This is a genomic window from Pseudoalteromonas sp. 1181_04 (assembly GCF_052850545.1).
The window spans coordinates 25,256-46,983 of the sequence record NZ_VXCS01000005.1; the positions used below are offsets into that span (position 1 = coordinate 25,256).

The 21,728-nt window shown below is 38.1% G+C and carries 19 protein-coding genes; 17 read left to right on the forward strand and 2 right to left on the reverse strand.

Annotated features, from left to right (window positions below; genetic code table 11):
* Window positions 1–43: 43 nt before the first annotated feature.
* From FW757_RS05195 to FW757_RS05245, 11 genes are all read left to right on the forward strand, one after another.
* Window positions 44–796 carry a DUF3450 domain-containing protein gene (locus tag FW757_RS05195; RefSeq protein ID WP_149980246.1) on the forward strand — a complete coding sequence of 251 codons (753 nt, stop codon included), beginning with the start codon at window positions 44–46 and terminating at the stop codon, window positions 794–796.
* Window positions 797–805: 9 nt separating this feature from the next.
* Complete coding sequence (locus FW757_RS05200; RefSeq protein ID WP_182739287.1) at window positions 806–2,173, forward strand: MotA/TolQ/ExbB proton channel family protein; 1,368 nt, start codon at window positions 806–808, stop codon at window positions 2,171–2,173.
* A gap of 3 nt (window positions 2,174–2,176) precedes the next feature.
* Window positions 2,177–2,704 carry a MotA/TolQ/ExbB proton channel family protein gene (locus FW757_RS05205; RefSeq protein ID WP_145235579.1) on the forward strand — a complete coding sequence of 176 codons (528 nt, stop codon included), beginning with the start codon at window positions 2,177–2,179 and terminating at the stop codon, window positions 2,702–2,704.
* Window positions 2,705–2,754: 50 nt separating this feature from the next.
* Window positions 2,755–3,165 carry an ExbD/TolR family protein gene (locus tag FW757_RS05210; protein WP_145235576.1) on the forward strand — a complete coding sequence of 137 codons (411 nt, stop codon included), beginning with the start codon at window positions 2,755–2,757 and terminating at the stop codon, window positions 3,163–3,165.
* Between the two features lie 10 nt (window positions 3,166–3,175).
* Window positions 3,176–3,781: an energy transducer TonB gene (locus tag FW757_RS05215; RefSeq protein WP_182717243.1), complete on the forward strand. Its 606-nt coding sequence runs from the start codon at window positions 3,176–3,178 to the stop codon at window positions 3,779–3,781.
* An 18-nt stretch (window positions 3,782–3,799) separates the two neighbouring features.
* Window positions 3,800–5,107 (forward strand): tetratricopeptide repeat protein, encoded by a 1,308-nt coding sequence (locus FW757_RS05220; RefSeq protein ID WP_182717244.1) that lies wholly within the window; start codon window positions 3,800–3,802, stop codon window positions 5,105–5,107.
* Window positions 5,108–5,419: 312 nt separating this feature from the next.
* A complete protein-coding gene (locus tag FW757_RS05225) occupies window positions 5,420–7,039 on the forward strand; it encodes a hypothetical protein (protein ID WP_182717245.1) in 1,620 nt (539 codons plus the stop codon).
* Window positions 7,040–7,111: 72 nt separating this feature from the next.
* Complete coding sequence (locus FW757_RS05230; protein ID WP_182767342.1) at window positions 7,112–9,835, forward strand: TonB-dependent receptor plug domain-containing protein; 2,724 nt, start codon at window positions 7,112–7,114, stop codon at window positions 9,833–9,835.
* A gap of 420 nt (window positions 9,836–10,255) precedes the next feature.
* A complete protein-coding gene (locus FW757_RS05235) occupies window positions 10,256–10,525 on the forward strand; it encodes a hypothetical protein (RefSeq protein WP_446440937.1) in 270 nt (89 codons plus the stop codon).
* Window positions 10,526–10,854: 329 nt separating this feature from the next.
* A complete protein-coding gene (gene asd / locus FW757_RS05240) occupies window positions 10,855–11,997 on the forward strand; it encodes an aspartate-semialdehyde dehydrogenase (protein WP_446440938.1) in 1,143 nt (380 codons plus the stop codon).
* A gap of 180 nt (window positions 11,998–12,177) precedes the next feature.
* Window positions 12,178–14,136 carry a methyl-accepting chemotaxis protein gene (locus FW757_RS05245; RefSeq protein WP_149980254.1) on the forward strand — a complete coding sequence of 653 codons (1,959 nt, stop codon included), beginning with the start codon at window positions 12,178–12,180 and terminating at the stop codon, window positions 14,134–14,136.
* A 105-nt stretch (window positions 14,137–14,241) separates the two neighbouring features.
* Here the strand turns inward: FW757_RS05245 and FW757_RS05250 are convergent, their stop codons facing one another.
* Window positions 14,242–16,491: a putative bifunctional diguanylate cyclase/phosphodiesterase gene (locus FW757_RS05250; RefSeq protein ID WP_182767345.1), complete on the reverse strand. Its 2,250-nt coding sequence runs from the start codon at window positions 16,489–16,491 to the stop codon at window positions 14,242–14,244.
* 186 nt (window positions 16,492–16,677) lie between these two features.
* Window positions 16,678–17,484, reverse strand: a complete 807-nt coding sequence (locus FW757_RS05255) for an ion transporter (protein WP_182717347.1) — start codon at window positions 17,482–17,484, stop codon at window positions 16,678–16,680.
* 102 nt (window positions 17,485–17,586) lie between these two features.
* On the opposite strand from FW757_RS05255, the gene FW757_RS05260 reads away from it, so the two are divergent.
* The 6 genes from FW757_RS05260 to FW757_RS05285 all read left to right on the forward strand — a co-directional run bounded on the left by FW757_RS05260 (window position 17,587) and on the right by FW757_RS05285 (window position 21,716).
* Entirely contained in the window at window positions 17,587–17,832 is a 246-nt protein-coding gene (locus FW757_RS05260; protein WP_182717251.1) for a hypothetical protein, read from the forward strand.
* Window positions 17,825–18,103: a hypothetical protein gene (locus tag FW757_RS05265; RefSeq protein ID WP_182767346.1), complete on the forward strand. Its 279-nt coding sequence runs from the start codon at window positions 17,825–17,827 to the stop codon at window positions 18,101–18,103. The genes FW757_RS05260 and FW757_RS05265 overlap by 8 nt, the downstream gene beginning before the upstream one ends.
* Before the next feature lie 287 nt (window positions 18,104–18,390).
* The gene (locus tag FW757_RS05270; protein WP_182717253.1) at window positions 18,391–20,280 is read left to right on the forward strand and encodes a putative bifunctional diguanylate cyclase/phosphodiesterase; all 1,890 of its coding nucleotides are present in this window, start codon (window positions 18,391–18,393) and stop codon (window positions 20,278–20,280) included.
* 155 nt (window positions 20,281–20,435) lie between these two features.
* A complete protein-coding gene (locus FW757_RS05275) occupies window positions 20,436–20,630 on the forward strand; it encodes a YwbE family protein (protein WP_145239148.1) in 195 nt (64 codons plus the stop codon).
* Window positions 20,627–21,145: a DUF4240 domain-containing protein gene (locus FW757_RS05280; RefSeq protein ID WP_182717254.1), complete on the forward strand. Its 519-nt coding sequence runs from the start codon at window positions 20,627–20,629 to the stop codon at window positions 21,143–21,145. The genes FW757_RS05275 and FW757_RS05280 overlap by 4 nt, the downstream gene beginning before the upstream one ends.
* Window positions 21,146–21,251: 106 nt before the next feature.
* Window positions 21,252–21,716, forward strand: coding sequence for a hypothetical protein (locus FW757_RS05285; RefSeq protein ID WP_145239144.1), 465 nt, complete (start codon window positions 21,252–21,254; stop codon window positions 21,714–21,716).
* The last annotated feature ends 12 nt before the right edge of the window (window positions 21,717–21,728 follow it).

Sequence of the window (21,728 nt, forward strand, 5' to 3'; positions counted from 1 at the left end):
GCAACTAGCAAATCCGCTAATTTAACGAGTAAAGGTGTATGCGATGAAAGGCGTTAAACCATTGATATTAGCTAGTATTGTAGCCATGAGTGCAACAGTGCAAGCAAATGATTTAAATAAGGTTATCGATAAAAGCAGTGAAATTAACCAATCAGCTGCGCAATCACAAACAAAAATAGACAAGATTGCAGACTCTATGCAGGGTCGTTTACAACAGTTTAAAACCCTCAATAAAGAAATTGATGGTTTAACGGTTTATAACGCACAACTAAGTAAACAGCTTAGTAACCAAATGAGTGAAATGGAAGCCATTAACTTATCTATGGATCAAGTGTCTATTATTGAACGTCAAATTACCCCATTAATGCTACGCATGATCACAGGGCTTGAGCAATTTGTTGCTCTTGATGTGCCGTTTCTAACCGATGAACGTGAAAAGCGTTTAGCGTCATTAAAAGACATGATGAACCGTGCTGACATTAATTCAAGTGAAAAATTCCGCCGTGTTTTAGAAGCGTACCAAGTTGAAGTTGATTACGGCCGTACCATCGAAGCCTATACCGCGTTATTAGATGTTGATGGTCAAGAGCGTGAAGTCGATTTCTTACGCATTGGTCGTTTAGAACTTATTTACCTTACTCGCGATGGTAAAAAAGCAGGCTCATGGGATACAACAAGCAAACAGTTTGTAGCCCTGGATGACTCAACAATCAGCCAAATTAGTAAAGGTTTACGTATTGCACGTAAGCAACTTGCCCCAGATATGTTAACACTGCCAGTACACGCTGCGGATTAAGAGGTTAAAATGAAACTTTTTACAAAAATGACCAAAATTGCTTTATTTGGTGCCACCCTTGGTTTTGCGGGCAACAGCTTTGCTGCTGAAGCTATGGATTTAGACTCGTTATTAAAAACACTTGAGCAAGGTAAAACACAGCAATCAGCACAAAATAAACAACGTGAGCAAGAATTTGCTGCACGTCAAAATGAACAAGTGCAAATGCTTAAAAACACTCAAGCAAAACGTAATCAAATGCTGGTTGAGTCTGAGCGTCTTGAAACACAGTTCGAAGAAAATGAAGTAAAACTTGCTAACCTAACCGATACATTATCTAAGCGTATGGGTTCATTGAAAGAACTTTTTGGTGTGCTGCAACAAGTGGCTGGCGATTCAAGTAATAAATTTGCAACGTCAGTAGTGTCTGCACAGCTACCTGGTCGTGGTGCTTTTATGGATGAATTGGCTCAAAAAATGGGCTCGACCTCTAAACTTGCATCAATCGAAGACATTGAAAAAGTATGGTTTGAACTGCAACGCGAAATGACTGAGCAAGGTAAAGTGTCACGTTTTACAACAGATGTAATTGTAGAAGGCGGCAACAAAGCTAAGCAAGAAGTTATGCGAGTGGGTGCTTTTAACTTAATTTCAGAAGGTAAGTACCTTGATTATAACACCAGCACCAATACGTTAAGTGAGCTTACCCGTCAGCCTGTTGGCCGTTACACCTCAACGGCGAGTGATTTACAACAAGCTAAATCAGGCACTGTACAATTTGCGCTTGACCCAACCGGTGGCTCTATCCTTGGTTTATTGGTACAAGCACCTGATACTTCAGAGCAAGTACATCAAGGTGGTGCGGTAGGTTACGTTATTTTAGGCGTTGGCTTACTTGCTTTAATTATCGCTATTGAACGATTTGTTTCATTGATGCTAATGGGCAGCAAAATCCGTCGTCAGCTTAAAGACTCGGTGCCACGTGATGACAATCCACTTGGTCGTGTAATGAAAGTCAAAGATCAATACCCAGATGTAGCATACGACACCTTAGAGCTTAAATTAAGTGAAGCGATTTTACGTGAAATGCCAAAAATCACCCGCAACTTAACGCTCATTAAGATTATCTCGGTCGTTGCTCCATTGTTAGGTCTACTTGGTACGGTAACCGGTATGATCAATACCTTCCAAGCAATCACCTTGTTTGGTACAGGTGACCCTAAATTAATGGCTGGTGGTATTTCACAAGCGCTTGTTACTACGGTACTTGGCCTAGTTGTGGCAATCCCAACGGTATTTTTATACACCTTATTGAATACTCGCTCTAAAAACTTGCTGCTTATTTTGCAAGAACAAAGCGCAGGTATTATCGCTGAGCGTAGCGAAAAGGGAGCATAACCCATGGTGCTATTGATTGACTCAATCAATGCTATCCGTGATTTTCTCGACACTGGTGGCCAAGTTCTGTTGGTCATCGGAGTGTTAATCTTCGCGATGTGGTTATTGATACTCGAGCGATTTATTTATTTTTTTAATGGTTTTCGTAGTTACAAACATGCCATTAAAAGTAGTTGGACAGGGCGCGATGAGCGTAATAGCTGGAACGCTGAGCAAATACGCCAAGCAACTATTTCACGCGCTGGGATGAAGTTAAACAACAACTTAGCGCTGATCAATGTGATGGTTGCCTTGTGTCCGCTGCTGGGGTTACTCGGTACGGTAACAGGTATGATAGAAGTGTTTGATGTGATGGCGATTACCGGAACGGGCAGTGCGCGTTCAATGGCATCAGGTGTATCGAAAGCGACTATCCCGACAATGGCAGGCATGGTTGGTGCGTTATCTGGTGTATTTGCTTCTACGTACTTACAACGCAAAGCAAAGCGCGAAGTAGCCCTACTTGAAGACAGCATGGTTTTAGACCATTAAACAACAATTTTTAGTATGTGGCGAAAGCCACATACAATCAGGAGAATAAAATGAGAGCCCCATTAGGAAGCCTTTTTCAAGAAGATGAAGCTGAAGAAATAAACATGACCCCGATGCTTGATGTTGTGTTCATCATGCTTATTTTCTTCATTGTAACCGCCTCTTTTGTTAAAGAGTCAGGTATCGATGTAAATCGCCCAGAAGCGGCAACAGCCGTTAAGAAAGAGCGTGCAAATATTCTAGTTGCGATTTCAGATCAAGGTGAAATTTGGATCAATAAACGTCAAATCGATGTGCGTGCTGTGCAAGCAAACATTGAGCGTTTAAAAGCAGAAAATCCACAAGGTAGTGTGGTTATTCAGGCTGACAAAAAAGCCACTACAGATACCCTTATTAAAGTGATGGATGCAGCACGCGCCGCAGGTGTATTTGATGTGTCTATCGCGGCACAAGAAGCCTAAGGAAGCCATAATGCGTTATTTAGTAGCATTATTAGTTGCCGGTGTTGTGACCTTTATGTTGTTTTTGGGCATGCAAGCGCTTATCACCGGTGGTGAAGGGGCGATGACTGAGCCAGCTAAAGGCAATGTACTTGATTTTGTAAGGCTTAAAAAAGAAGAAACGGTACAAAAGAAAGAACGTAAACCACAAAAGCCGCCAACGCCGAAAGAGCCTCCGCCGCCAATGGATTCACCGCAAATGCAAAATAGTGATCCAAATGCAGCAGCGTCTAACTTTGACTTTGGTGCCAGTGTTGATGCTGACGTGAGTCTCAGTGGTGGTCTAGCTCTTGACTCTAGTGATGGTGAATATCTACCGATTGTAAAAGTAGCACCTGTTTACCCGCGTCGAGCATTGTCACGGGGCATTGAAGGCTATGTGATTGTTGAGTTTACAGTGACTAAGCAAGGTACTGTTCGTGATGCAAAGGTAGTAAAAGCTGAGCCTGAATCATTGTTTGATCAAGCAGCTATGGATGCGGCACTTAAATTTAAATATAAACCACGCGTGATCGATGGTGAAGCGGTTGAAGTTGCGGGTGTACAGAACAAAATTTCTTTCCAAATTAACGGCTAGAAACAGAGGATTGCGATTATGAAATTATTAAAAACAGCATTAGTGTGTACTTTTGCGATAGGAGCCAGTGTTGCGCTGCCAAGTTTAGTCTCCATGTTACCAGGAGTCACGCTTGCGAGCGTTTACGCACAAGAGCAAAAAACCACGAAAGTGCCTGCGCTACGTGAAAAAGTGTATAGCCAATTGGCTCGTGCACAAAAGTTAGCCGATGATGGCGACGCTAAAGCAGGACTTGAGGCGCTTGATAGCATCAAAGAACGTTCTTCTAGCATGAACTCCTATGAAATTGCCATGATGCATAATTTTTATGGCTTTATTTATTACAACGAAAATGATTTGCCTAAAGCAATTGCATCATTTGAAAAGGTGATAGCAGAAGAAGGTATTCCAGAAACATTACGTGTTAGCACTACTTTTAGCTTAGCGCAATTAGCGATGGCAAACAGTGATTATAATAAAGTCATTGATTTTTTAGCTAAGTGGGATGCAATTAACACTAAGCCTAAAACTGATGCCTATTATGTCCTTAAATCACAAGCGTATTATCAGTTGAAAGATTACCAAAAAGGCATTGATAATATTAACTTAGCGATTGCCCAAAGTGATAGTGAAGGCAAGGTGCCAAAAGAAAACTGGTTAGTACTGCAACGCGCCATGTATTACTCACTTAATCAAACTGAGAATGTAGTTGCTGTACTTGAGCGTATGGTAAAGCTTTATAACAAGCCTGAATACTGGGTGCAACTTGGCGGTATGTACGGTGAAACGGGTAAAGAAAAACAACAACTAGCCGTACTTGAAGCCGCTTACCAGCAAGGTTTTTTAACGTCAAAATCAGATTTACGTCAACTTGCCCAAGTTTACTTATACAACGGTTTAGCGTTTAAAGCGGCTGATGTGATGAGTAAAGCGATTGAATCAGGCGTTGCTGAAAAGTCTGCGAAGAATTATGCATTCATCGCAGAAGCCATGGTCCAAGCAAAAGAAGATAATAAATCAGTTACTTACTTTGCTAAAGCGGCAGAGCTTTCGGATCACGGTAAGTACGATCAACGTATGGCTGAAGTACTTGTTAACTTAGAGCAATTTGAAGATGCCGCTGATGCAGCCCGAACGGCGCTTGATAAAGGCTCACTCGATTTTGAATCAAATGCTTATGTTGCTTTAGGTATGGCGCAATATAGTTTACAAAACTTTGATGCGTCTATTTTAGCATTCGAACAAGCCGAGAAGCATAAAAAATCGCAGCGATTAGCTGAACAATGGATCAAATACGTGAAGCGTGAAAAATTGCATGCTGAAACATTACGCACCGCTTTGTTATAAGTAAATATGGCGTTAAAAAATGCCATTTTAACTTCAACGATTTTATTAAAAAACTCGTTTTATAATCGCAACACCAAAACCGCCTCAGGGCGGTTTTTTTCGTTCTAAATATTCCTAACAAATTGTTATTTAAATAAATTATATTGTCACTTTATGTTTATTAAAGTGTAACTGTATTGTCATACACCTCCCGTATTGTAGTCCTCGTTCTAAAGCTCAAGTGACCTTAAAGCATGTTTTTCGTGTTTTAAAGTGACTTGAGTTTTACTTAATGCGCTAACAAAATAATTAAATACTTTAACGGAGTGAACAATGAAATTATCTGGTTTATTTAAAGTCAGCCTTGTGGCTACTGCAATTACACTCGCTGGCTGTGGCGGTGGTGATATTAATGTTACACCTACAACAGTTGATAACAGTGTAGATAATAGTGTAGACAACTCAGTGACTAACCCAGGTGGTGATAATGGTGGTGATACATTAAGTTGCGCTACATATACATTAGATGGAGCTACATTTACAGGTGAAGCAAAGGGTGTTAACTGTGTTTACAGTCAAGCATTTGCAAGTAATGCGAAAGAAATTACCAGCTCTTTTGTTATCCCTGCATTAAGCAGTGGCGGCGCACATGTATTTGAAGGTGCATTATTTATTGGTGATGATGTAGACACATCAACAGGCGCTACAATTGATGGCAATGGTCCTACATTGTCTATTGAAGCTGGCGCGACGATAGCTTTTACTAAGCCTGAGAGTTTTATTCGTATTGCACGTGGTGCAAATATTGAAGCAATTGGTGAAGTAGATAAGCCAATTATTTTCACAAGCATCAAAGAAGTTGATGGCGATGATGCAACAACCGCACAAATTGGTGATTGGGGTGGCGTTCAGGTAAATGGTCGAGGCCATTCTATTCGTTGTACGGCTGCGGCTGCGGCGCAAGATATGTGTAACCACGCTGCTGAAGGTATTGTATCGTATTATGGTGGTAATGATCCGCAAGATAGCAGCGGTATCCTTAAGCATATAGTTATAAAATATGCGGGTTTTGGTGTTGAAGGCGATGAGCTTAATGGTTTAACCCTTAATGCTGTAGGCTCAGGCACAACGATTGATTACGTGCATGTTCATAATGGTTTTGATGATGGTATAGAGCTTTTTGGTGGTAGCGTTAACCTTAAACATATTGTTATTACTGATACAGGTGATGATGGTATTGATTGGGATGAAGGCTGGAAAGGCTATGGACAATTTATTCTTGTACGTTCAAATGAATATGGAAACCATGGCTTTGAAACAGATGGCGCTAAGGTAGATCCATTATCAGCAGATGCACAAGATTTAGTAACAACTGTTTCTAATCCAACAATTGCTAATGCAACGGTTGTAACTACTGGCGACCAAGGTGCTGAAGGGCGTCGTACTGGTGCTGGTATGGAAATGAAAGAATGGGGTAAAGCGCAATTAGCTAATATGCTATTTGTAAACTCTTCATCTGTAGATGGTGCTGGTTGTCTTGATTTATATAATGAAAAAGACCAATCAGGGGATGCTGGTGTGCATGCGAATGCAAATAATGGCGATATCGCATTTATGAGCTCAATATTTGCTTGTGGTAAGAATTTTGAAGACGTAAATACACCTTTAACTGGCGCATTAGCAAGTTTTGATATTGCTTCTTGGTTTACTGGTGGCGAGAATAACCAGTTAATTGGTTTTGCTGATTTTGCAAATGTACTTGGTGCTGATGGTGTTTCAACAGCTGCAACTATTACTGATTCACAAGGCACTGCAGTAGCTACAACAGCTAAAGACATGAGTGAAGTTAACTCTTTCTTTACTAACGCAGGCTATATTGGTGCACTTAAAGACGGTGAATCAAGTGAGTGGGCTGATTTTGTTGCCGCATCTTTACAACGCGCTAGTAATTAATCTAGACCGGCTCTAATTATAAGGCGCTACGGCGCCTTTTTTAAGGGAATTTTAGGTTTAGAGGATATAAATATGAAACATCAAAAGCAGTTTAAAACCAATCTAATAACTTTATCTCTGCTCTCCCTTTTTTCTTCATTTCATTCTTTCGCTGATCAGGCACAAGAAATAATAAATGAAGAAGCGATAGAAGAAGTTGTTGCAACAGGTACGCGCCTTAAAGGCAGTGCTAGTGCCGTAATTGATGAGCGTAAAAATCAGGCATTTGTCGCTGATATAATGGGTTCAGAGCAAATATCTAGAACGGGTGATAGTGATGCAGCTTCGGCACTTCGCCGTGTTACAGGCTTATCATTAGTTAACGATAAGTTTATCTATGTCCGTGGCTTAGGTGAGCGTTACTCTAGCGTACGTTTAAATGGCGCGGTAGTTCCAAGCCCGGATCTAACACGAAATGTAATTCCACTTGATATCTTCCCATCAAGTATTATTGAATCCTTGGCTGTACAAAAAGCCTATTCACCAAATATGCCTGCGGCTTTTGGTGGTGGTGACGTTAATATCAGAACCAAGAGCATTCCAAATGATACTTTATTTAAAGTCGAAATTGGTGCCAGTTATAAAGATACAAACGACGAAGGCTATACATATAATGGTGGCAGTGATGATTGGTTAGGTAAAGATGATGGTACACGCGCATTACCTGGTTCAGTTAAGACTGCGTTAAATACCTATATCAATGGCCTGTCTGATATTTCGTATAGAAATATCAGGGATGTAGAGTCAAGACGTCAGGGGGCTGATATTGGCCAAGCTGCCGCGATAGACTTAAATAAAAGTTTAGCAAAAGCATTGCCAAGAGATTTTGGCTTGGAAAAAGAAAGTTTAAATCCTGATGCCGGTATTAAAGCTGTGTATGGCGACCGTTTTGATAACTTATTTGGCTTAGACGGCTCGTTTGGTTTCTTAGCGTCAGTTGCCTATGAAAATGAATGGTCTAATGCTGAGAAGTTTAGCGCTGTACTTTCTTCTGTTGACGCATCTGAGTCCTCATGTTCACAAGATGACTTTACTTGTTACTCTGCAACAGAGAAAGAAGTGTCAACCAAGCATAATATAAAGTTAAATAGCTCTCTAAATTTAGGTTATAAAATTGGAGGTCACGATTTAACAGCAACTTATATGATGTTACGAGATTCTGAAGATGAAGCCTCTGTTGCGCTTTACCAAGAACCTTCAAAGTCATTAAGTATTGATGCTGGGCAGTTGCAGCGTAGTCACTTAACCTCTTTTGAGGAACGAGAACTTGAAATACTTCAGCTTCGTGGAATGCACAATTTAGATTGGGGTTTTCTTGAAGGTGTTGGTGTAGATTGGCAGTATACTGACTCAACAGCGACTACAAGTATACCTGGTGAGCTTAAAGTAACGGTTCGTGATGAGTACTTAGATGGCAAATATCAACGTACTTTTTACAATGGTAGCTTAGGTGGTAATCCTTATTTGTATCGATTTGTAGAGCTTGAAGACGATGTAGAAAACTGGGGCGTTAATGTAAACAAAGTTTTTTACTTTGATAACGCCGAAGTAGAAATTGCGGGTGGTGGTTATTTTGTTGAAAAAACACGTGATTACCGCACTGACTTTTTTAACTATCGTTTTAACCAAACTCAGTCTTTAGATCTAGCACAAAGTGAAGAAGAAGCACTGTCAATTGGTAGTTTTTTTGCTAACGATGCTGTTGTTGATTCAACGGATGTCGAGTTATTGTTCCAAGAACCAACAGCTGATGATTACTTAGCAGCGCAAATGATTGATGCTTATTACGGCTCTTTTGACGTAACGTTTGCTCAAGATTGGCGTTTAAGCGGTGGTGTGCGTTACGAGGACTTCCGCCAAGTTGCGCTTGCTTTTTCTCGCTCAGCATTCGATCCTGCTTTATTGGCTGATAAATTAAGTGCAGATGCGATAGAACAAGCAAGTGTGATGGAAGATGAGTATTTTACTTCGTTATCTATGACATATAGTCAGCAATCGTATCAAGTTCGTTTTGGTTATGGCAACACGGTTGTACGCCCTGATTTGCGAGAGCTAAGCCCTGTTCAATTCCAAGATCCGCTGACAGGTTATCGAACGCTTGGTAATCCATTCTTAGAATCTAGTTACCTAGATAACTTTGATGCACGTATCGAGTTTTATATGGACAATGGCGATAATTACTCAGTTGGCGCATTCTATAAAGATATCGATAAACCAATCGAAGCACTATTAACAGAAAGCGACGGCCGTTTTACTCTGCAGTTTGACAATGCAGAAACAGCCTATGTTTACGGTATTGAAGCTGAATGGTTAACTGAGTTGCACAGTGATTTATTAGGGGGCGCTTTTTTTACTTCTGGAAATATAACGCTCAGTGATTCAGAAGTTGAAATTGCAGAAGAACAGCGTGGCGATCTCACGAACCTAAAGCGACGTATGACGGGCCATTCAAAGTATGTTGCCAACTTGCAACTGAATTACGATTCACATGATGGCATGCATCAAGCATCTGTTATCTACAATGTATTTGGTGATCGTATTTTAGCTGCGGGTGTTAATAACTTTGATGACGCTTACGAACAACCTTTAAACTCGTTAGACATGGTTTATAGTTATTACCCAACGTTTAATACCACATTAACACTTAAAGTGAAAAATATGTTGGGACAAAACTTTGAAGTTAATCAAAATGATGTGCTAATTCGTTCTCAAGAAACGCCTAGAGAATTAAGCGTGAGCTTTAGCTACGAGTTTTAAAGTCATCTAATAAAGGCAAATTACATAAGTCTTTATTATCTCAGCCCTGCCAAATGCAGGGCTTTTTAATATCTGCTATTTGTAAAACTAATGGTTGTGTAATATCTGTGTTATTAAAGAAGTGATCATTTAATGCAAATTGATATAAGGCTATTATTTTAATGATGATATGTGATTAATGATGAGTTGAACTATGTTGATATTAATTGGAGGAATTTTTGCGCCATGGAATAAGAGCTCAGTTGTTACTGAGCTGTTTGTTTACGTTAGTTACCGCTACCGCACTTTATACTAGCGTACAATGGATAACACTGATTTTTACTACCAGTATTTTTTGAAACCCATGCGCTACCATACCAGTCATATTCCGCATACTCATATTCATCCTCACCACACTGTGCTGCCAGTGATTTCTCGCTTATGACCTCGCTCTTTACAGAATTGATTTCCCGATATAAAACTGACAAAGAAGTTGCTATAACTACTATCAACTATTACGGTAGGGTTGATGTAGATAAGCTTTTTGTTGAGCCCGATGTGTGTTCAACACTAGTTGTTGAACTGGCAAAAGAAGTATTCGATTCTACATTGATTTCGTTAACATTTGCAGATACTCCTAAAGATAGAAAAGTTGCAATTAGGCTAGAAAAGTATAATTTTTTCATTTGTTTGATTCCTTTTAATGAATAAAATAATACACAATACATCTGACTACAAAGTGCGAAATGATTATAAATCTTGTTTATTGCATTCTTATTAACTTACTTATGTACAGATAGTCAGTTTCATATTGCAAAAAAATAGCAACAGATGAATCAGTTGGATGTCAAAAACACCGGTCTTTTACAATGATGCACAATAATCATAACTATTAGAAATATGATTATTGACTCAAGATGAAAAAATTTTATGTTCTATGAGTAACACTGGTGTTGCCTCGATCACAGTGCTAGATTGTTCGTTCTAAAAATTAAATCTCACGCAATGAATTTTAATTTTTAACGTATTAGGTATTTCTTATGACTCAAACAGTGGAACAAACAATGAAAAAAGTAGGATTGGTCGGATGGCGGGGCATGGTTGGCTCAGTGTTATTAGAGCGTATGCAACAAGAAAATGATTTTGCTCATATCGATACTACTTTTTTTACTACCTCGCAAACCGGTAAGCTTGGCCCTAATTTAGCAGGTCCTGCAAAACCATTACTTAATGCAATGGATTTTGAATCGCTGGCAAACATGGATATTATTATTACCTGTCAAGGTGGCGATTATACCAAAGCTGTATATCCACAATTACGTGAAGCAGGTTGGGACGGCTATTGGATTGATGCGGCATCAGCACTGCGTATGAGCGATGACAGTATTATTGTACTTGATCCGGTCAATAAAGATGTGATTGAACAAGGCCTTGAGCAAGGCGTTAAAACTTATGTGGGTGGTAACTGCACAGTTTCATTGATGTTATTAGCGCTGGGTGGTTTATTTGAGCAAGATTTGATTGAGTGGGTTAGCCCAATGACTTATCAAGCAGCCTCAGGTGCCGGTGCTCGCAATATGAAAGAGCTAATCGCGCAAATGGGCTCTATTCATGCAAGTGTGGCTGACAAGCTCGCTGATCCACAGGCCGCTATTTTAGAAATTGATAAACTAGTCACGCAGCAGATTGCCTCAAGCGATTTACCGCAAGAGCAATTTGGTGTGCCGTTAGCAGGCAGTCTTATCCCATGGATTGATGTGCCAATGCCATCAGGTCAATCTAAAGAAGAATGGAAAGCGCAAGTTGAAGCGAACAAAATTTTAGGTTCATCTAAACAGCCTGTGCCTATTGACGGTTTATGTGTACGCATTGGTGCAATGCGTTGTCACTCACAAGCAATGACGATTAAACTACGTGAAGATATTAGCGTCGAGAAAATAGAACAGATTTTAGCCTCACACAATGAGTGGGTTAAAGTTATCCCTAATGAGCGTGATATCACTGCTACAGATTTAACCCCAGTTAAAGTAACTGGTACATTAAGTATTCCTGTAGGGCGTATTCGTAAATTAGCGATGGGGCCTAAATATATTAGTGCTTTTACCGTTGGCGATCAGTTATTATGGGGTGCTGCAGAGCCACTGCGTCGTATGCTACGCATTATTGTTGATAATAAATATTAGTTTATTGGCTGCCATTTATTACAGTTAATATGGAGGGCTGGCAATGTGCCAGCCCTTTTACTGTTGTCTTTTTGCACCGCTTTAGTTTTGTCACTGCTTAGTTAATTTAGTGAGATTGTTTCTTGCTGGATACTCAATAGCTTACTATCTTTATGGGAGTATCTATTTGGCCTCCTATATATGAATATATCAAAAAAATTAAAACTATCTTTTGCCTCCGCCATCGCCTTACCTCTTTTTATTATTGCAGCACTTGTTATCACGCAAACAAGAGAGCAAGCTATTGATAATTTTGCGCAAATGAGCGAAAGAGAAGCACGGCAAATAGATAATGGTATCGCTATATTTTTTGCCGAAATAGAAAAAAATGTTGATTATCTAGCTTCCCATCAAATGGTCTTAGCTGCCAAGCAAGATGTCAAAACTCATGTAGATACAAATAATTCGGTGATGCTAAAACATCTCCAAGGCAGCAGTGTTGAACGTGCCGCATTTCAACAGTTTGATCACTTCGGCCAAACTCACCCAGGGCTTGCTTATATTTATATGGGTAATGAACAAGGTGGTTATATTCAGTGGCCAGCGGGAGAAGTTAATGCTAATTATGACCCACGATCTCGACCTTGGTATTTAACAGGTAAATCTGCAAGTGGTAAAACGGTTCGCACTAGTGCTTATTATTGGGCAGCTGACGACATGGTTATAGTCTCTACTGTAAAAGCAATAAAAGATAATGGACAAATTATCGGTGTACAGGGAATGGATGTTTCTTTGCAAGGACTGACAGAAATTATTGCTAATATTAAGCTGGGTGAAACTGGTTACTTAATGCTGATCGAAGATACGGGAAACATACTTGTTGATGTTAAAAATGAAGATTTTCGTTTTAAACGTTTAACTGATATTGCGGGTGGGAAATACAAGCAGTTAGCGGCTAATACCCAAGGTCAGTTCGAAATTGTTATTAATGACAAAGATTTTATTGCCAATATTTATACTTCAGCTAAGTTAGGCTGGAAATTTATTGGCTTAGTTGAAAAGTCAGAGGTGATGAGCGCCGCAAACACCATGACCGTTACAATTTTAATTATTAGTGCGGTGCTAATTATTGTATTCATTTTAATCGCAAGTTATATCTCAAAAGTAATTTCTTCACCTATAGTTGAAGTCAGTGATGGCCTGGCTGAAATTGCGCAAGGCGGTGGTGACCTAACTCGACGGCTCACGATAAAAACTAAAGATGAGACGGCAAAGCTTGCCAATAGTTTTAACCTATTTTTAAACTTGATTGCTGATTTAGTAAGACAAATCAACGAGTGTGCATTAGATGTAAGCGGTACATCAGAGCAAACTTCTACACAAGCATCGCAATTAACTCGTTCTACCTCCCAACAACAACAAGCACTGGAAATGGCGGCAACTGCAATTAATCAAATGGCTGCGACAGCCAACGAAGTAGCTTCAAGTTGTGCTAATGCGGCAGATCTGGCTATGCAAACGCAACAGGCATCAGAGATAGGTCAAACAGTGATCACAGAGACCGTTCAAAGCGTGGTTGTTTTGAGCGAAGTGATAAGTAAAGCAACGGATGATATATCGCAACTTGACACTGAAAGTGAAAATATCATGTCAATTTTAGGCGTTATAAGAGGCATTGCTGAGCAAACTAATTTGCTTGCTTTAAATGCTGCAATAGAAGCTGCTAGAGCGGGGGATCATGGTCGTGGTTTTGCTGTCGTTGCAGATGAAGTACGTGCATTGTCGAAACGTACGTCTGAATCCACTGAAGAGATTGCTACGCAATTAGACAAATTACGTAGCATGTCTGGCCAAGTCACTACTGAAATGAAACGCAGTTTAGACAGCACTAATAAAACGGTTGAACTATCCCATGCTGCACAGCTGCAATTTACGGAAATAACAGCGTCTATTGTTAATATTAGTGACTTAAATACGCAGATAGCAACCGCTGCAGAAGAGCAGCAGCATGTCGCTGAAGATATAAATCGCAATGTTATAGAAATCAAAAATGCGGCTGATGATGTTAGTGAAATTGCTGCCAATACCAGTAATAATGGCGATAAATTAAAAACCTTATCACACGTTCTTACTGATCTAGTTGGAAAATTTAAAGTGTAGTAATAACAGTGGCTAAGAATAAAATACAAGCTGACAATACCGCTCATTAGTCTTCAATGCGAATACTCCAGTCAGCTTAATAGCCGATTCTATTTTTTTCCGGTATTAACTTGTTGGTATTTTTTGCGGATTAAAATTCAAACCTTGTTGTTTTATATGCTCGGTATAGTGGTAGGCCGATAATGGTTTTGAAAAATAAAAGCCTTGAAATTCTTTACATCCCATATTTGCCATAATTTCAACTTGCTGTTGTGTTTCAACTCCCTCAGATACGCATTTTATACCTAGCTCATCACACATGACGTGAATTGCTTTTACTAAGCTCTTTTGCCTTGTTGAGCTTGTAACTTGGCTTATTAGCGAGCGATCAAGTTTTAGCTTATTTATAGGATATTCGGCTAAGCGCGCAATATTTGAATAGCCCACACCAAAGTCATCAACAGAAATTGTGAATCCCCATGATTGTAGGTTTTGCATTAGCGCCAAGGAATATTCTTGGTTTGCTTCTAATGACGTTTCGGTCAGTTCTAATTCAATTTGACTTGGTTTGACATTAAAGTCCGCTAAGTATTTTACTAATTTTGACATGAAATCGCTTTGGCCAAAATCAAGCAATGATATATTTATTGCAACAGGCACTAGTGGAATTTCATCTTTGCTCCAAGTTGCAATTTGAGTACAGACTTTTTGAATTATGAGATCTGTGAGTCGGCTGATCATCCGGTATTCCTCTGCGATAGGAATAAACACCGCAGGTGATACAACACCAAGAGTTTTACTGTTCCAGCGTGCTAATGCTTCAAGTCCAATGCACTTGCCGTCATGTGTTACTTTAGGTTGATAGTGTAACTCTAACTCGGCGTTATGAAGTGCTTCGTCTAATAACATTGATATTTCATGTTTTTCTAAAAATGCTTGTGAGCGTTTCTCATCATAACCATTAATAGGGCGATGATTATCAGCAAGTTTTAATGCCTCTATTGCGTTGTTCAATACAGTAGCACTGCTTTTTCCTTGTCTTGGAAAGTTAGAAAAACCAAATAAAAACGACTGTTGGTATTTTCTGCCCCGCATTATATAAGGTTCATCAAGCGCATGTTTAACTTCGTTTAAAAGCTTATACTCTATTTTGTTAGCTGAGCTTGTAGTTATTATAAATGCTAATTTATTATTACCTACATGAGCGCACAGAACGAGGTCTTCATTAGAGTCTTTTAAGCGCTTATAAGCTGATACTAAATGTGCTTTTGCATCAGCTTTACTGTATTTGAGATTTAAATATTCATTATTTGCACTCTGGGTGATCACAATATAGAAATCACCTTGGTACTTTGCTACAAATCTTTCACACTGAAGCTCAAACCATTCTCTATTGGGAAGGTGTGTTTGACCATCGCTGTAACGTAAACGTTTGTTTTCTTGCTCCATTGCTAATAAGTTTTGTTTTATTTGATGTTGTTCAGTGCAGTCATCAAAGCGCAGCACACAATAATCAGAGTCAGTAACTTGCTGGTAATGTACAGTTTTATAGGTGTTTTTATATTTAAATACTTGGTTCTTTTGTGGGTTAGCTGCAATCACAAGATTAGGTAATAATTTATCGAGTTTAACTGTTGCTTTGAAATCAAATAACATTTTCGCTTGACTGTTAAAATCTATAACGGTGTTTTCACTATCGATAATTATTTTTGCAATACTTGATTCAGTAAAAAATGTTCTATAAAGCTCATTTTTTGCTGCTAGATGACTATTTGATTCTGCCATGGTTTGATTTAAACGTTTAGCTGCAACTATGGTGCGTGCAACCGCAAGCGGAATACAGATATTAAAGATTAAGAATAATAATCCTGATATATACCAGTCTGAATTTGGTAGTTGCGTATTTATGGAGGTAAGAGATGAAATATCAATGTTGTATATTATAAAATAAAAAGGCACGATATTTAGAATCGCATAACTTAGCGCGGTTCTCACACCTAATAGCATCAACGCAATGATAGGACAGGCATACATATACATAGAGCCTATTTTTGCAAGGTTGATATCTGTTAAAAAGAGATTAATTGAGATTGTTGCAGCAACAATACTGAGTAGCAGCGCATGGGCACATAAAGTAAAGCATTTACGGCTAGCTAGAAGTAAGATAGCCATTGTGACAAAAAAGCTCGCGCAAAGCACAATTACATGGATTAAGTTGAACTCAATTGCGGCGTTTAAAGTATCGCAAAGCACTGCAAAACATAGAATAACACCAGCTGCTAAAATAATGCGTAATGCACTGATACGCCAGTTAGGTATTCTAACATTTGAATTAACGTGATCTGATAATAAAAAGTATCTTCTGAAGTAATGCATTATAATTGGTTTAAATTTATCATATTTTTATTAGACCATTGATAAATAGCTAAAAGCAATAATTTATTAGTTTTAGATTTTACACTAGGAATAAATGCTTGGTTTATCGGCTGACTACAGATGAACTTAGTTATAATTGCACTAGCACCTAAGCTTTTATATTCTTAGGTGCTAGTTTATCAATACTTAGTTTTTGGGCTTTAATAGTGTTTTTAGTTCTGCTATTTGTGCCTTCAGCTCATTGATTTGTCCTTGGGTTGCCGGCAAGGAATCTACATCAGCTTGCTCTTCCCGAGCATTACGATGTTCCTGTGACATAACTTCTAGAATAGCGCCTACCATCATGTTTAAAAATACGAAAGCAGTTAAGAATATAAAGGTAAGGTAGTAAATCCAACTTAGCTTATAGACAGCCATGGTTTCGTACATGACGTCGGTCCAATCTTCAAAGGTTGCTATTCTGAACAGAGTCAACATTGAGATTGATACATCTCCCCACAGAAATGGATTTATCTCAGAAAATAACATGCTGCCAGTTGCGGCATAAATATAGAAAATAACAAACATTAACAGCGCAATATAACCCATTTGCGGTATGGCTTTTAATAGTGAATTAACCAACAAACGTAGTTCTGGCACCATAGAGACTAAACGTAGTACGCGGAATATTCGTAGTAAACGGGCTATAAAAATGGTCGAACCTGCAGCAGGATATAAACTGCCAATGACGATTATAAAGTCAAAGATATTCCAGCCTTTGCTAAAAAAGTCTTTTAAGCCTTTACTTGCAACATAGCGGATAATTAGTTCTATTAAGAAAAACACCGTGATGCCCACGTCCATCCAATGTAAAGCAAATTCAACAGTGGGGTGTAACGAATAGGTGTGTGCACCAACGGTGAGCGCTGATACAACAATAACGGCGATAACAAATGATTGAAATATTTTACTTTTATCGATACGCTGGAACAGCTTTTGTAACTGCGACAACATCATAATTAGCCCTTAACGGTTATAGATATAAAACGTTTGCAATATACAGCAAAATCGTCATGGATGAATTACTTTTCCAGCTTAAAATGTAAGGAATTTTTAATGCTTTTCAATAGGCTAAAATGGGTTGTAAGTGCCTCAGCGGTACTGTTTTTAACCGGCTGTAGTTCAGATGCACGCTATCACGAAATTCAAGCTGCCCGTTTAGGTGAATGCAGCTACATGGCAGATAAAGAATATCATGAATGTATAAAGCGCCAAGAAGACGGTTACAAAAAATTTAAAAAGCAGCAAGACATAGTTCCAGAAAACGACTCAAGCCAAGAGCACACCAGTAAAAATGACTAGAACAGAAAAATTGTTAGATAAAGCACTTCGTAATACTCTAACCATCGCTTGTGAAAATATAAAAGACAAGCACGCTGGTTTTAGTTACTTAACGCATACAGTCAATTTAAAAAAACCAAGTAATAGCTTGCATATAAGTTGTTTTTTTATTGATGAATTAGCACTATTAGAGGCAAACAATGAGCAACAATTGCCTTTAATTGAAGCGCAAATTAAGCAGCAGCTTGCGCTTATAAACATCAAGCCACAAGCAATTAATTTTTCATCATAGTTTCGTTTTTAAGGTAAAATAAGTTTTTTAAACACTGCTTTGCGTTAAGAAATAACCGATAGTAGCGATGACGCACTTGAAATTCAGGCTTTTCATTTGTGTAACTATTTGATCATTAACAGAGTTCACTTAAGAGCTAAGCGATGATGTGAAATGACATGTCAATAGTTGCAAAAAAGACAATAACTCAGCGCGTATTTTTCGCTCTCGATTGATTTATTAATACTGTATTGATTGGTTATTTTAAGTAGAATGCTCAGTTTAGACAGGGTATGTGATTTAGTGTAATGGCTACTTATTCAAAAAATTTTATAGCTAAACGACTTAGTTTCGTTAGTTCCTATTTCAATTCAGCTATTATTATAAATCTTATAGTTGCTGTTTTTGTTATTTTTAGTGGCATTAATCAAAGTGACTCTGTAGGAAAGTTGTATTGGTTTTGTATTCTTATTTTCGTATTTTCACTGCGCATTTTAAATCATGTTTTTTTAAGTAATGACAATAATATAAAGTACCATTGTTACTTTATTGGTGTATTTTTAACTGGTTTGACTTGGGCTGTGTTCCCAATATTATTTTTTGAAGATATGCAGATGTCAGAGAAATTTGTCACGCTGGTTGTTTTTAGCTCATTAGCAGGGGGAGCTGTCAATGTTCTGTCCTCCGATATTCGCTCAGCCTTCAGCTATATTACTTTTTTGCTTATCCCATTTAGTATATTGCTTTTATTTCAACCAGACGATAATGAAAATGTTTTAGGCATATTGGGAATTGTATTGTGGTTTATTTTGTGTTTTGTCAGTGCAATACGCGCAGCTAAAGATGTAAAAACCTCAATTAATAATGAAATTAAGCTCGATTTATTTATCCATAATCTAGAAAAAGAAGTGCAAGTTCGTACTGAGAAAATAATTAATTTAGAGCAACGTGATAATTTAACTCAATTATTTAACCGGGGGAGCTTTTTCTCTAATGTCGATCTCGATTTAGCTCAAAATATCAATAACATTAAAGCTGTTCTATTTTTAGATATGGATGACTTTAAAATACTTAATGATAAATATGGTCATGAGTTTGGAGATTTTGTTCTTGCTGAAACTGGAAAACGTTTATTATCGATAGAAAAAAAACGGGAAATGATTGCTTGTAGGTGGGGAGGGGACGAATTTATTCTTTATTCGTGTCACGCGAGTAAAGCTGAGCTGATAAGTAACACGACAAAGCTTGTTGATAATTTAACCCAGCCTGTCGTTAAAGATAACCTGAATATTAGACCCTCCTTTAAAGTGGGCTTGTTTTACACTCGCACAAACTTTGACCTTACTCAAGCTATCAAATATGCTGATGTTGCAATGTACGAAGGTAAAAAAAATCGCAATGAAATTTCAATATTTGATGAACGTATGATGCAAGCTCTTAATAGAGAAGAGATGTTACGTAGATCAATTAAAGAGAGTGTTGAACAAGGAGGCTTTCATCTTTGTTATCAGCCTATTGTTGATATAATCGATAATAAAATAATTACTTTCGAAGTGCTGTTACGTTGGCATTTAAATGATGAATTTATTCCCCCTTCAGAATTTATCGACATAGCAGAACGCTATGGCCAAATTAACTTTTTAGGGGAGTTTGTTTTAGAGCAAGCGATTGCAAGTTTGAGTAAGTTAAACAAACTCGACAATACGATTGCACTATCAATCAACGTATCTGTACTGCAACTTGAAAGTCATGATTTTATTATATTTTTAAAGAATTTATTAAATCGGTATTGTGTTAACACAAATAACATACATTTAGAAATTACAGAAACTATAATGATTAAAAATTTAGTCTATTTATCTAAAGTTATCACACAATTAAAAAGCATTGGCGTACGTATTTCTATTGATGACTTTGGCACTGGGTTTTCCTCGATTTCTGTTTTAAAAGAACTTTCTGTTGATTATATAAAGATAGATAAATCTTATGTTGATAATATTTGTGAGCACTCAAAAGATAAAAGTATTGTTTCAGCAGTGACTAAAATGTCGCATATGATTGGTTGTAAAGTGATAGCGGAAGGTGTGGAGCGTAACGATCAGTTAGCTTTATTAAAAGGTTTAGAAGTTGATAGCTATCAAGGTTATTTATTTAGTAAACCAGTTAAATTTGAACAGGCGCTTGAACTGCTTAGATGAACTTAGGCTTAAGTGATACCTATAAATTTACCAGCATGATTTTGCGGTTATTATCAGTGCAACTAAACCTGAAAAAATGATGATTACGGTGCTTTAGTTTGGTATCAAGATGACATACAGCTATAATCCAACAAAAATAGTAAAAGAGATCCATTATGGCAGTTCCTACTCGTTCACAAATCACCCCTGGCACCGAAGTTAATATCGTTTTAAAACAAGATCAGCGTAGCGGCACATTAACGCAAGGTGTTGTTGAGCGCCTTTTGACTAAATCACCCAATCATCCGCATGGTATTAAAGTGCGCTTAGAGGATGGTCAAGTAGGGCGAGTGAAAGAGATTTTGTCATGAGTGCACTTACTTTAAGCGAATTCTGGCAATTAGTTACCGTTGCAGATAGAACCGCAGAGCCAGAATCAGTCAGTGAACGTTTAAAAGGTTTACTTACAGATTTAAGCGATGCACAGCTCATTGAATTTGATAAGCAATTTAGCATTTGTATGCGCCAAAGTTATACTTGGGAGCTATTCGGTGCTGCGTTTGTAATGGCCGGTTGCAATGATGAATACGGTTTCTCAGAATTTCGTTGTTGGTTAATTTCTCGTGGTGAAGCAGCTTTTAATACTGCGCTTGAAAATGCTGATTCTTTGGCTGATTGCACACCTGTTTATCATTTAAACGAGCAGCCTTATCCTTACTTAGATGAGTATGACTTGATCGCTGGTTTATTATATGAACAGCGTAATGAAGACGAATTACCCTTTGCTCCTTCAGGCCTTGATCAACCCAAAGGTAAGCGCTTTAAAGATAAGCCTAAATTTTTAAAGTTGGCATATCCGCAACTATTTGCTAAATATTGGCAGTAACATAATATTAAAAACCAACCATGACTCAGTATACTGGCTGGTTTTTATTTTAATCACCGTAGCTATGCTATGCTGAGTATATAAATCAATAAATGTCAGGTATTTAATGCGCTATCGTAAAGTATTACTGTGTTTAGTGTCGGTTTGTTTAACTACAGTTGTCAGTGCTAAAACTGAGCTGCCAAGTAATAAAAGTCAGTTTATTAATTTATTCAATACTAAGGTTGGTAGTTATCAATTGGTATCAGGTGAGGCTAAAATGTGTGCTGGTGGACAGTTAGCATGGCTTGATGCAAATGAGCCTGATCTTGGCTTTAAGCTCGGTGATGAAATTATTTTTAATAACTTACACCATGGCACACAAACGAATAAAGTCGCTAACTTTTGTTTGGTCACTACTAAGTATAAATACACCACGCAAAGCATTACCATGTCACTACGCCATACTCGCTGTGAAAACGAGACAGATAATTTAGACACGAGCCAAACGCTGCGTTTTATTTCGCCTACAACGCTTGCGTACAGTGTAGAGAGCAGTAATGTTCGTTGTCAGTTTGAACTACAACTTTAAATTTAACGATAA